Annotated in this window: 8 protein-coding genes and 2 tRNA genes; 3 read left to right on the forward strand and 7 right to left on the reverse strand. The window is 74.1% G+C overall.

The window, feature by feature from the left end:
• Window positions 1–13: 13 nt before the first annotated feature.
• From O3T09_RS01010 to O3T09_RS01040, 7 genes are all read right to left on the reverse strand, one after another.
• Window positions 14–3,265, reverse strand: coding sequence for an efflux RND transporter permease subunit (locus O3T09_RS01010; protein WP_269295273.1), 3,252 nt, complete (start codon window positions 3,263–3,265; stop codon window positions 14–16).
• A 7-nt stretch (window positions 3,266–3,272) separates the two neighbouring features.
• Window positions 3,273–4,763: a malate:quinone oxidoreductase gene (locus tag O3T09_RS01015; protein ID WP_205805183.1), complete on the reverse strand. Its 1,491-nt coding sequence runs from the start codon at window positions 4,761–4,763 to the stop codon at window positions 3,273–3,275.
• Between the two features lie 99 nt (window positions 4,764–4,862).
• Window positions 4,863–6,527, reverse strand: a complete 1,665-nt coding sequence (locus O3T09_RS01020) for an ABC transporter substrate-binding protein (protein ID WP_049145208.1) — start codon at window positions 6,525–6,527, stop codon at window positions 4,863–4,865.
• 48 nt (window positions 6,528–6,575) lie between these two features.
• Window positions 6,576–6,656 (reverse strand) — tRNA-Leu (locus O3T09_RS01025).
• A gap of 67 nt (window positions 6,657–6,723) precedes the next feature.
• Window positions 6,724–7,212 carry a thioredoxin-dependent thiol peroxidase gene (gene bcp / locus O3T09_RS01030; RefSeq protein WP_010078986.1) on the reverse strand — a complete coding sequence of 163 codons (489 nt, stop codon included), beginning with the start codon at window positions 7,210–7,212 and terminating at the stop codon, window positions 6,724–6,726.
• An 86-nt stretch (window positions 7,213–7,298) separates the two neighbouring features.
• A tRNA-Lys gene (locus O3T09_RS01035) sits at window positions 7,299–7,371 on the reverse strand.
• A gap of 67 nt (window positions 7,372–7,438) precedes the next feature.
• Window positions 7,439–7,987 (reverse strand): hypothetical protein, encoded by a 549-nt coding sequence (locus tag O3T09_RS01040; RefSeq protein ID WP_135019509.1) that lies wholly within the window; start codon window positions 7,985–7,987, stop codon window positions 7,439–7,441.
• 104 nt (window positions 7,988–8,091) lie between these two features.
• Here O3T09_RS01040 and ilvD point away from each other — a divergent pair, with 104 nt between their 5' ends.
• The 3 genes from ilvD to O3T09_RS01055 all read left to right on the forward strand — a co-directional run bounded on the left by ilvD (window position 8,092) and on the right by O3T09_RS01055 (window position 11,972).
• A complete protein-coding gene (ilvD, locus tag O3T09_RS01045) occupies window positions 8,092–9,819 on the forward strand; it encodes a dihydroxy-acid dehydratase (protein ID WP_036312970.1) in 1,728 nt (575 codons plus the stop codon).
• Window positions 9,820–9,922: 103 nt separating this feature from the next.
• Window positions 9,923–10,708: a glucosamine-6-phosphate deaminase gene (gene nagB / locus O3T09_RS01050; protein WP_063190340.1), complete on the forward strand. Its 786-nt coding sequence runs from the start codon at window positions 9,923–9,925 to the stop codon at window positions 10,706–10,708.
• A gap of 43 nt (window positions 10,709–10,751) precedes the next feature.
• On the forward strand, window positions 10,752–11,972 hold the full coding sequence (locus O3T09_RS01055) for an N-acetylglucosamine-6-phosphate deacetylase (RefSeq protein ID WP_269295274.1): 1,221 nt from the start codon (window positions 10,752–10,754) through the stop codon (window positions 11,970–11,972).
• Window positions 11,973–12,077 lie beyond the last annotated feature (105 nt).

Raw genomic sequence — 12,077 nt, forward strand, 5'->3', positions numbered from 1 at the left:
GCCACGCGTGAGGTCAGGCCCGGCGCCACCGCCGGTGGAGGCGCTGCCGGAGTCGGCCGAGGCGTCCGGCGTCGAGCTCGGACGGGGCCGCCCAACGGTCCTCCGCCCGGCGCTCCTGCTCCGCCCGGCGCTCCTGCTCGGCCGCACGCTCGGCCGCGACGCGCTGCGCCTCCTGCTCGGCCGCGACGCGACGCTCCTCCTGCAGGCGGCGCTCCCCGCGGACCTCGGTGAGCCGGTACAGCACGGGCACGAGCACGAGCGTGAGCAGGGTGGAGGACACCAGGCCGCCCACCACGGCCACCGCGAGGGGCTGGGAGATGAACCCCGCGTGCCCCGTGATGCCCAGGGCCATCGGGGTCATGGCCAGGACGGTGGCCAGGGCCGTCATCACCACCGGGCGCACGCGGTTGAGCGCGCCCACCTCGATGGCCTCGTCCAAGGGCATTCCGCGGTCGCGTCGGTACTGGTTGATCAGGTCGATCAGCACGATCGCGTTCGTCACCACGATGCCCACCAGCATGAGCAGCCCGATCATCGTGGACAGTCCCAGGGGCGTGCCGGTGGCCAGCAGCGCCAGGAACACGCCCGTGGCGGCGAAGGGGATCGACACGAGCAGCACGAGCGGCTGGCGCAGCGAGTTGAACGTCGCCACCAGCACGACGTACACGGTCGCCACGGCGGCCAGCAACGCCAGCCCGAGGTCCCGGAACGTCTGCGCCTGCTGCTCCGCCGCGCCGCCCACGGCCGCGGTGACGCCCTCGGGCAGGTCCAGCTCCGCCACGGCCTGCGTGACCCGGCGTGAGACGGCCCCGAGGTCCTCGTCGTCCGGGGTCACCGTGACGACGGCGGTCCGCTCGCCGTTCGAGGACGTCACCCGGGCGGGCACGGACACGCGCGAGACCTCGGCGAGGTCCGCCAGCGGCACGGGTCCCTCCGCCGTCTCCACAGGCACCTGGCGCAGGGCGTCGAGGGACTCGACCGGCTCCGGGTCACCCAGCTGCACCGCGAAGCTCTCGAACCCGAAGCGGACGTCGCCCACGGGCACGGCCTGCAGGGCGGCGGCGGCCTGGCCGGCCACCGCCTCCTCGGTCAGGCCGAGCCGGGCGGCGGCGACGGTGTCCACGTCCACCTGGAACGTCGGGCGCAGGTCCGAAGCCGGCGTTGTCACCTCGCGGGCACCCTCGACGGGCCGCAGCGCCTCGGCGACCTGATCGGCGGCCGCGGTGAGGGCCTGCGGGTCGGGGGCGGAGACGGCCACCTCGATGTCCTGGCCGCCGCTCGGCCCCTGCTGCGTGGAGACGGACACGTCGCCCACGCCGTCGAGACCGGTGAGCTCGGCGCGCACCCCGTCCTGGAGGGCCACCTGGTCCGCATCCGGGTCGGTCACCACCGTGAACCGCGCCCGGTCCGCCGAGGAGCCGCCGAAGGCCCCCATCGGACCGGCGGCGGTGCCGGCCGTCCACTGGACGGTCTCGACGCCGTCGGTGTCCAGCAGCACGCGCTCGATGCGCTCGGCGGCGGCGGCCGTCGTCTCCAGCGACGCCCCCGGCTCCTGCTCCGCCGTGACGACGAACGAGTTCTGTCCCGAGTCGCCCAGGAGGTTCGTGGGGATCAGCGGGACCAGCGCGGCCGTGCCGGCCAGCAGCGCCAGGGCGGCGGCGAGGGTGACCACGGTGTGCCGCTGCGTCCAGCGCAGCACCGGGCGGTAGGCCCGGGTGAGCCATCCGCCGGCCGCCACGGGCCGGTCGCCGGGGACGGCGGGCGCGGCCGTGGTCTCGGCCCCGCGCCGCGGGGAGCGCAGGAACCACCAGCACAGCACCGGCACGATCGTCAGGGCGACGACGAGGGAGGCCAGCAGGGCGACCGTGGCGGTCACGGCGAAGGGCCGGAACAGCTCGCCGGCCAGGCCGCCCACGAAGGCGATGGGCAGGAACACGGCCACGGAGACGAGGGTGGAGGCGGTGATCGCGGTGGCGACCTCGCGCGTGCCGTCCAGGATCGCGGTGCGCCGGTCGGCGCCCAGGCCGAGGTGCCGGCGGATGTTCTCCACCACCACGATCGCGTCGTCCACGACTCGGCCGATCGAGATCGTCAGCGCCCCGAGCGTCAGCGTGTTGAGGGAGTAGCCGAAGGCCGCCACCCCGATGAGGGCGGCCAGCAGGGACAGCGGAATGGACACGGCGGTGACGAGGGTGGAGCGCACCGAGAGCAGGAACACGGCGATCACCAGCACGGCGAACGCCAGGCCCAGCAGGCCCTCCTGGAACAGCGTGTCGATGGACTGCTGGATGAACGGGGCCTGGTCGAACACCACGGTCAGGTCCGCGCCGCCGCCGACCAGGGACGCCAGCTCCGGCAGGGCGTCGCGCACGGCCTGAGAGACCGCCACGAGGTCGGCGTCCGGGGTCGCGGTCACGGAGACGGACAGCGTCGGCACCCCGTCGGTGCGGGTCAGCGAGGTGGGGGCCGCGGCCACGAGGGTGACGTCGGCGACCTCGTCCAGGGTGCGCGGTTCGCCGTCGCCGGAGGGAGCGACGACGATCCCGCGCAGGCCCTCGAGGTCCTCGACGGCGGCGCCCGCCTGGACGGGATAGGTGGTCGCGCCCTCGGTGACCTGGCCGACGGGGAAGAGGCCGGCGTTCTCCTCGAGCGCGTCGGTGATGTCGGAGGTGGTCAGCCCGGCGGCGGCGAGCGCGGCCGGGTCCGGGACCACGGAGACGTTCTCGTCCGTGCCGCCGAGGACGTCGGCGCCGCGGACGCCGTCGATCTTCTGCAGCCGCGGGGCCAGGACGTCCTCGGCGCGGCGGCGCAGGGTGTTGAGGTCCTCGTCCCCGGACAGGGCGAGGAAGACCACCGGGAAGTCGGAGACGGAGCCCGCGAAGGACGAGGTCTCCGCCTCCTCCGGCAGCTGCGGCCCCAGGTTGGCCACCACGCGGTCCACCTGGGACCGGGCCCGGTTCAGGTCTGTGCCGTAGGCGAACTCCAGCTGGACCGCGTTGAAGCCGGACTGCGACGTGGACCGCGAGGATTCGAGCCCCTCCACGGCCTGCAGGGCCGTCTCGAGGGGCTCGCCCACCTGAGCGTCCACGACCTCGGGGGACGCCCCCGGGTAGAGCGTCGAGACGGAGATGACGGGCAGCTCGAGCGGGGGGATCAGCTCCCGCTTGAGCTGCCCGGCGGAGAGGATGCCGAACACCGCGATGAACACGGTGACGAGCGCCACGAGCGCCCGCCGACCGAGTGAGAACCGTGCGAGCGCTCCCATCGGGGCGTCAGGCCAGCTTCAGTGCGGCGTCCGTGACGGTGCGGACCTCGTCCAGCAGCGCCGGGTCGTCGTTGAGCGTGTGGCCCAGGGACGGGATGAGCTCCTTGAGCGTGCCGTCCCAGCCGGCCATCTTCGCGGGGAAGCAGCGCTCGAGCAGCTTCACCATGATGGGGGCCGCGGTGGAGGCGCCCGGCGAGGCGCCGAGCAGGCCGCCGAGCGAGCCGTCCGCGTGCGTGACGACCTCGGTGCCGAACTGCAGGACGCCGCCGAAGCGGCCCTTGCGCTTCATCACCTGCACGCGCTGGCCCGCGGTGATCAGCTCCCACTCGCCGCCGTCGGCCTCCGGGTAGAACTCGTGCAGCGCGTCGATCTTCTTGTCCCGGGACTTCAGCACCTCGGTCACGAGGTACTTGGTCAGGTCCATGTTGTCCTTGGCCACGTCCAGCATCGTGCTGAGGTTGTGCGGGCGCACGGACAGCGGCAGGTCCAGGTAGGAGCCGGTCTTGAGGAAGTTCGTGGAGAACCCGGCGTAGGGGCCGAACAGCAGGGAGCGCTTGCCGTTGACGAAGCGGGTGTCCAGGTGGGGCACGGACATCGGCGGGGCGCCGACGGCGGCCTGGCCGTACACCTTGGCCATGTGCTGGTTGACCACGGACTCGTCCGTGCAGCGCAGGAACTGGCCGGAGACCGGGAAGCCGCCGAAGCCCTTGGCCTCGGGGATGCCGGACTTCTGCAGCAGGGGCAGGGCGCCGCCGCCGGCACCGACGAAGACGAAGCGGGCGCGGTCCACGAGCTCGGAGCCGGCGGCCTTGTTCTTGACCTTGACCTCCCAGCGGCCGTCCGTGCCGCGGGTGAGGCCGGTGACCTTGTGACCGAAGCGCACCTCGGCGCCGGCGCCGGCCATGGCCGTGATGAGCTGGCGGGTGAGGGAGCCGAAGTCGACGTCGGTGCCGCCGGTGTTGCGGGACGCCGCCAGGCGCTGGCCCGGCTCACGGCCCTCGATCAGCAGCGGGGCCCAGGCACGGATCTGCTCCGGGTCCTCGCTGTGCTCCATGCCGGCGAACAGCGGCTGGGCGGACATGGCCTCATAGCGGGTGCGGAGGTAGTCCGCGTGGTCGTCACCCCACACGAAGGACATGTGCGGCAGCGGGTTGATGAAGGACTTGGGGTCCTTGAGCGTGCCGTCCGCCACCAGGGAGGACCAGAACTGGCGGGTGGTCCAGAACTGCTCGTTGATGCCCAGCGCCTTGGTGACGTCCACCCGTCCGTTCTTGTCCATGGGCGAGTAGTTCAGCTCGCACAGGGCGGCGTGGCCGGTGCCCGCGTTGTTCCACGGGTCGGAGGACTCCAGGCCGGCCTGGTCGAGGCTCTCGTACAGGGCGATGGACCAGGTGGGCTCGAGCTTCTGCAGCAGCACGCCCAGGGTGGCGCTCATGATGCCGCCGCCGATCAGGACGACGTCGTGGGTGGCGGTGGACGAGGTGGTGGGCACGGTCAACTCCTGAAGCAGAACGACGGCGGGTGGGCGCAGTGCGACCAGGCCGAGCAGTGGCGGTCGGGCCGGGCGCCGTGATCTCCCACTGTACTACCGGTGCGTTCAGCCTTCGGTCAGCCTGACGCGCGAGAAGGGCTCGTCCAGCTGCGGCGACGTCGGGTAGGAGGCCACGCGCGGGCCGGTGGCCAGGGCCGAGATCGGATAGACCAGCGGCAGCGCCGGCAGGTCGAGGGCCATGGCCCGGACGACGCGGCGGAACAGGGCGCGGCGTGTGTCGTCGTCGGTCTCGGCCGCCGCCGCGTCCACGTCCTCGACGACGCGCGGGTTGCGGTAGCCGGTCTCGGCGCGGCCCGAGCGCGCGAAGGGCTCGAGGAACGCGTGCGGGTCGCGGTAGTCGCCGGTGCGGCCCATCAGGTGCAGGGCTCGGGTGGGTCGGGAGACGACGGCGTGCAGGTAGTCCTGGTCCTCCGGCACGGGCACGGGCACGATGTGCATCCCCACCGCGCCGAGGTCGCGGGCGACCATCGCGTAGACCCGCTCCGGCTCGGGCAGGGAGGGGCGGGCCGTGCCGGCCGGGTAGAGGAACTCCAACGGCTCCCCGTCGTATCCCGCCAGGCGGAGGAACTCGCGGGCCCGGCCCGGGTTGACGTCGTAGCGCCGCGCCTCCTCGTCGCCGACGCCGAGGGACGGGGGGACGAGGTCGTGGGCCAGGCGGGTGCCCTCGAGGAAGACGTCGCTGCCGGCGATGCGCGGGCGGTCCACCGCGTACGCGATCGCCTGGCGCAGGTACTGCGAGCGCACGCGCGGGTGGTCCAGGTTCATGCCCACGTAGAGCACGCCCAGGGGATCCCGGGGCAGCACCTGGGTGCCGGCCTCGACGAGGGGGCGCAGCTGGCCGGGGGCGACGACGTCGATCACATCCGCCGTGCCGCGCCGCAGCTCCCGCAGGCGCACGGAGGCCCGACCCCACGCCTGCACGGCCACCGGGTACGCCGCCGGATCGGAGCCGCGGTGGCGGGCGCTGGGGACCAGGATCGTCGCGCCCGAGGCGCCCGGGTGGGCGCGCGTGAGCTCGGCGGTCTCCGCGGCGTCGGCCCAGCGGTAGGGGCCGGTGCCGGCGGGGGTGGTGACCTCGGAGCCGTCCACGTCGACCGTGCGGTCCCACGAGGCCGGCGAGGAGATCGCGAAGGCCGGCGAGGCCAGCGCGGCCGCGAGGTGACGGCGGGGGGAGTGCAGGCGCAGCCGCACCTCGAGCTCTCCGCGGGCCTCGACGCCGGCGAAGGCGGAGTCCGCGTCCCCGGCGTATCCGCCGAAGGCCGAGACGAACGAGGAGGGCGGGGCGACGGTCCCGTCCACGGGCGCGGGGGCGGCGGCCCACCGCTCGATGTTCGCGACCACGGCGGCGGCGTCGCACGGCTCGCCGTCGTCGAACACCACCCCGGAGACCAGGTGGAACGTGTGGAGGCGGCCGCCGTCGGACTCCTCGTGCCGCTCGGCGAGGCGGGGCGTGGGGGCGCCGGTGTCCGCGTCCACGCCGAGCAGCGTCTCGAAGACCTGGCGGATCAGACGGAAGGACTCGACGTCCAGCGCGCGGGCCGGATCCCGCGTCAGCGCCCGCGCCGGGGCGCCGACCACGAGCAGCCGGCTCGGGCCCGAGGAGGTCGGGGCGGCGGAGGACGGCGCCGCGGGCGACGTCGCGCAGCCGGCCACGCCCAGGCCGAGCAGGCCCAGGCCCCCGCCGAGGAAGGCGCGGCGAGTGGGCTGCATGGCGGCCTCCTGTGGCGGGTGACGTCGGGGTCGGGCGGGTCCGGGGAGTGCGGGCGGGGGGACTCGAACCCCCACGTCCAGGACACTGGAACCTAAATCCAGCGCGTCTACCAGTTCCGCCACGCCCGCGCACACCCCGCGCGGGCGGGGCGAGGCCCGATCCTACCGTGCGGCGCCCGGGCGCGGCGGGCGCGGATCAGGCCTCGTCGAGGCCGAGGGTGCGGCGCAGTCGGGCCACGTGGCCGGTCGCCTTCACGTTGTACTGCGCGTGGGTGACCTTCCCGTCCGGGCCGACGACGATCGTGGAGCGGATCAGACCCTCGAAGGTCCGCCCGTAGTTCTTCTTCTCACCCCAGGCGCCGTAGGCCTCGGCCACCGCGTGGTCCTCGTCCGAGAGCAGGGGGAACGTCAGGCCCTCCTGCTCGGCGAACCGGATGATCTTGCCGATCGGGTCGGGGGAGATCCCCAGGACGACGTAGCCGGCCGCGGTCAGGGAGGCGAGGCTGTCCCGGAAGTCGCAGGCCTGCGTGGTGCAGCCGGGCGTGGACGCGGCCGGGTAGAAGTAGACGATCGTGTGCTTGCCCGCGCTGTCGCGCAGCGAGACGGGCCGGCCCTCCTGGTCCTGGAGGGTGAACGCGGGTGCCGTGTCGCCGGGCTGGAGGCGGTGCTGGGTCGTGTCGGTCATGGGCCCCAGCCTACGGTGGGCCCGGGCGGGGAGCGGGGACGACGAAGGCCCCGTCTCCGTGGAGACGGGGCCTTCGCTTCGGTGGGTGCACCCCCCGGGACTCGAACCCGGAACCTGCTGATTAAGAGTCAGATGCTCTACCGGTTGAGCTAGAGGTGCAGGTGCCGCACCGCCTCTCGGATCTCTCCGGTGCGCCGTGCAACGAGGTGAAACCCTAGCAGGGGTTTCAGACGCCGCGCAAATCGGGGGGCGTGACGTCCGTCGCGTCCGTCTCCGGGGTCGCGTAGAGGCGGTCCAGTTCGTCCATGAAGGCGGTCATGAAGGCGTGGAAGTCGGTGGCGTCCTCGGCCTGGTCGAGCTCCGCGGTGCCGTCCTCCGTGAGGTCGCCCACCGGCACCCGCGTGTGCTCCGGGACGTCGAACCACGTCCGGAAGCCCGTGACGGTCTCCACCTGATAGCCGCTGCCCGTGTCCGCCACGGTGGCCACGTTGGCCAGGCCCACCTCGACGACGTCGGCGCGGTCCGCGGAGGCCTCGGTCACCGGGCCGTGCGGGTCGTCCTCGGCCACGCCCGGCGCGCGGCGGTCGTGGTCGTCCGGGGTGGAGGTGGGGTCGAACGGGCACAGCAGCATCTCGAGCGGCTGGTGGCGGTAGCCGATCACGAGGGGGGAGGAGGAGCCCGAGGGCTGGCCGTAGACGACGTTGTAGTCGCCGTGGTTGAACACGCGCGCATCGAAGACGCGGCGCAGCCGTCTGTGCAGGGTGGGCGTGTCCATGGGCCCAACGTACGCGGACCCGTCCGCACGTGTCATGCCGCGGCACCCGTCACACGGGGACGTCGCGTCGGCCCGGTGGCGCCGTGCTCACTAGACTCCGCGGCATGGACTCCGCCGCGTCGACTCCCAGCACCCCGTCCGCCGCTCCCGACATCAAGCCGCGCTCGCGCGACGTCACCGACGGGATGGAGCGCACCGCCGCCCGCGGCATGCTCCGCGCGGTCGGCATGGGGGACGAGGACTTCGGCAAGCCGCAGATCGGCATCGCGTCGTCCTGGAACGAGATCACCCCCTGCAACCTCTCCCTGGACCGCCTCGCCCAGGCCTCGAAGGACGGCGTCCACGCCGCCGGTGGATATCCGCTGGAGTTCGGCACGGTCTCCGTCTCGGACGGCATCTCCATGGGCCACGAGGGCATGCACTTCTCCCTCGTCTCCCGCGAGGTGATCGCGGACTCGGTGGAGACCGTGATGATGGCCGAGCGCCTGGACGGCTCCGTCCTGCTCGCCGGCTGCGACAAGTCGCTGCCGGGCATGCTCATGGCCGCCGCCCGCCTGGACCTGGCGTCCGTGTTCGTCTACGCAGGCTCGATCATGCCGGGCGTGGCCCGCCTGACCGACGGCACCGAGAGGCAGGTGACCATCATCGACGCCTTCGAGGCGGTCGGCGCCTGCGCCCGCGGTCTCATGTCCGAGGAGGACCTGCTCCGCATCGAGAAGTCCATCGCCCCGGGTGAGGGCGCCTGCGGCGGCATGTACACCGCCAACACCATGGCCTCCATCGGTGAGGCCCTCGGCATGTCCCTGCCCGGTTCCGCCGCCGCCCCCTCCGCGGACCGCCGCCGCGACGCCTTCGCGCGCCGCTCCGGCAAGGCCGTGGTGAACATGCTCCGCCAGGGCATCACGGCCCGGGACATCATGACCAAGCCCGCGTTCGAGAACGCGATCGCCGTGACCATGGCGTTCGGCGGCTCCACCAACGCCGTGCTGCACCTGCTCGCCATCGCCCGGGAGGCGGGCGTGGACCTGCAGCTGTCCGACTTCAACCGCATCGCCGACCGCACCCCGCACATCGCCGACCTCAAGCCGTTCGGTCAGTACGTCATGACGGACGTGGACCGCATCGGCGGCGTCCCGGTGGTCATGAAGGCCCTGCTGGACGAGGGCCTGCTGCACGGGGACACCCTCACCGTCACCGGCAAGACCCTCGCCGAGAACCTGGCCGCGCTCGATCCGGACCCGGTGGACGGCAAGGTCATCCGGACCATGGACGACGCGATGCACCCCAACGGCGGCATCGCGATCCTCCACGGCTCGCTGGCCCCGGAGGGCGCTGTCGTGAAGTCCGCCGGCTTCGATGCGGACGTCTTCGAGGGCACCGCGCGCGTCTTCGACCGGGAGCGCGCCGCCATGGACGCCCTCGAGGACGGGACCATCGCCGCCGGCGACGTGGTGGTCATCCGCTATGAGGGGCCGAAGGGCGGCCCGGGCATGCGCGAGATGCTCGCGATCACCGGCGCGATCAAGGGGGCGGGTCTGGGCAAGGACGTCCTGCTGATCACCGACGGGCGCTTCTCCGGCGGCACCACCGGCCTGTGCATCGGCCACATCGCCCCCGAGGCCGCCGAGGGAGGGCCGATCGGGCTGGTGCAGGACGGCGACCGCATCCGCGTGGACATCGCCGGACGCACCATGGACCTGCTCGTGGACGAGGCCGAGCTCGCCGCCCGCCGCGAGTCCTGGGAGCCGGTGGAGCCGAAGTTCACCACGGGCGTGCTGGGCAAGTACGCCAAGCTGGTGCACTCCGCCGCCGAGGGTGCCTACCTGGGCTGAGGCCCGGTCGGCCTGCACGCCGAGACGAGCAGAGGATGAGCATGCACGCGATCGACGCCCGGGCCGGGGGACCCGCGCCTCGTCCCGGGCGGGAGGCGCGCTGATGGAGGTCGTCATCCTGCCCGACGCCGCCGCCCTGGGCCGGCACGGCGCGGACGCGGTGGCCGCCCACGTGGCGGCCCGTCCCGAGGCCGTCCTGGGGCTGGCCACCGGCTCCTCGCCGCTGCCCGTCTACGACGAGCTCGCCCGCCGGGTCCGGGACGGGGAGCTGTCCCTGCGCTCCTGCCGCGCGTTCCTGCTGGACGAGTACGTCGGCCTGCCCGCGGGACACCCCGAGTCCTACCGCACCGTGATCGAGCGGGAGTTCGTCGCGCGCACGGACATCGCCCCGGAGGCCGTGCACGGTCCGGACGGCGGGGCGGCGGACGTCCCGGGCGCCTGCGCCGCCTACGAGGAGGCGCTGCGTGAGGCCGGCGGCGTGGACGTGCAGCTGCTCGGCGTGGGCACGGACGGGCACATCGCGTTCAACGAGCCCGGCTCCTCCCTCGCCTCCCGCACGCGCATCAAGGTGCTCGCCGAGCAGACCCGGCGGGACAACGCCCGCTTCTTCGACGGCGACCTCGACCAGGTCCCGACCCACTGCCTCACCCAGGGCGTCGGCACGATCCTCGACGCCCGGCACCTGGTCCTGCTGGCCCGGGGCGAGGGAAAGGCCGAGGCGGTGCGGCAGCTCGTGGAGGGCCCCGTGAGCGCGCGCTGGCCGGTCACGGCCCTGCAGCTGCACCCGCATGTGACCGTCCTCGTGGACGAGGCCGCCGCCGGGCGACTCGAGCTCGCGGGGGAGTACCGCCACATGTGGGAGGCCAAGCCGTCCTGGCAGGGCCTCTGAGCGCCCCTCGTCCATCGACCCGCCCACCCCGGAAGGTGCATCCGTGCCCGCCTCGGTCCCTCACCGGCCGCGCGCCGAGCAGGCGTCGCCGGCCGCCGCGTCCCCGTCGGTGCTGCGCGCGGACCGCGTCCATGACGGTGAGCGCCTCGGCGGCCCCGGCTGGATCGCCCTGGCCGAGGGCCGGGTGGTGGCCGTCGGGGGCGGGGACCCGCCGCGCACCCACGGCCCCGTCCACGACCTCGGCGACGCCCTCCTCGCTCCCGGCTGCGTGGACGTGCACTGCCACGGCGGCGGCGGACACGCCGTCGAGTCCGGCGCGGCCGCGGCACGCGCGGCGGCCGCGGCCCACGCCCGTGCGGGCACGACCACGGTGGTGGCCTCCCTCGTCACGGACGAGGTCGACGCGCTCGCGGCGCAGCTGACGGCCCTGACGCCCCTGCGCGCGGAGGGCGTCCTGGCCGGCGTGCACCTCGAGGGCCCTTGGCTCTCGCCCCTGCACCGCGGCGCGCACCGGGCCGCGTCGCTGCGGGCGCCGGAGCCCGAGGACGTCGCTCGCCTCGTCGAGGTCGGCGCGGGCCACCTGGCGATGGTCACGCTGGCCCCCGAGCTGCCCGGGGCCCTCGACGCGGTGGGCCGGCTGGCGGAGGCGGGCGTCGTCGTCGCGATCGGCCACACGGACGCCTCCTACGAGACCACGCGCGCGGCGATCGACGCGGGGGCGCGGATGGCCACGCACCTGCACAACGCGTGCCGGCCCACCCACCATCGCGAGCCCGGGCCGGCCGTCGCCCTGCTGGAGGACCCGCGCGTGGGGAGCGAGACCATCGTGGACGGCGTCCACCTGCATGCGGCCACGGTGCGGCGGGTCGCCCGGGAGGCGGGGGAGCGGTGGATCCTCGTCTCGGACGCGATGGCCGCCGCCGGCTGCGGCGACGGCGACTTCTCCCTCGGACCCCTGCGGGTCCGGGTCCACGACGGCGTCGCGCGGGTGGTCGGCGCGGATGGCGCAGCCGGGGCCATCGCCGGGTCCACGGCCACGGTCGCCGGCTCGGTGCGCTCCGCCGTCGCCGCCGGGGTCGACCTCGACGCCGCGCTGCGGGCGGCGACGGCCGCGCCCGCGGACGCCCTGGGGCTTCCCGACGTCGGCCGGCTCCGAGCCGGGAGCCGAGCGGACGCCGTCGTCTTCGGCCCGGAGCTCGAGGTGCGCGGGGTGCTCCGTCACGGAGCGTGGGTGAAGGCGGCCGCCACCGCGGCGGCTGACTAGGGTGGGCTCAGGCCCGGGATCCGACCCCGACCGCCCGGTCGTCTCACGATGTGACGCTTTATCTCACATTGCGAGACAGGCGGGTGGTCGATGGCGGGCGGGGCG

Origin of the sequence: Micrococcus sp. H39-S4, from assembly GCF_027158145.1 — a bacterium.
Classification (GTDB): Bacteria; Actinomycetota; Actinomycetes; order Actinomycetales; family Micrococcaceae; genus Micrococcus; species Micrococcus luteus.

Bases quoted from the DNA above. Each gene is read 5' to 3' on its own strand.
- O3T09_RS01010 (WP_269295273.1), bottom strand. From the start codon at position 3,265: ATGGGAGCGCTCGCACGGTTCTCACTCGGTCGGCGGGCGCTCGTGGCG.
- O3T09_RS01020 (WP_049145208.1), bottom strand. From the start codon at position 6,527: ATGCAGCCCACTCGCCGCGCCTTCCTCGGCGGGGGCCTGGGCCTGCTC.
- bcp (WP_010078986.1), bottom strand. From the start codon at position 7,212: ATGACCGACACGACCCAGCACCGCCTCCAGCCCGGCGACACGGCACCC.
- O3T09_RS01040 (WP_135019509.1), bottom strand. From the start codon at position 7,987: ATGGACACGCCCACCCTGCACAGACGGCTGCGCCGCGTCTTCGATGCG.
- ilvD (WP_036312970.1), top strand. From the start codon at position 8,092: ATGGACTCCGCCGCGTCGACTCCCAGCACCCCGTCCGCCGCTCCCGAC.
- nagB (WP_063190340.1), top strand. From the start codon at position 9,923: ATGGAGGTCGTCATCCTGCCCGACGCCGCCGCCCTGGGCCGGCACGGC.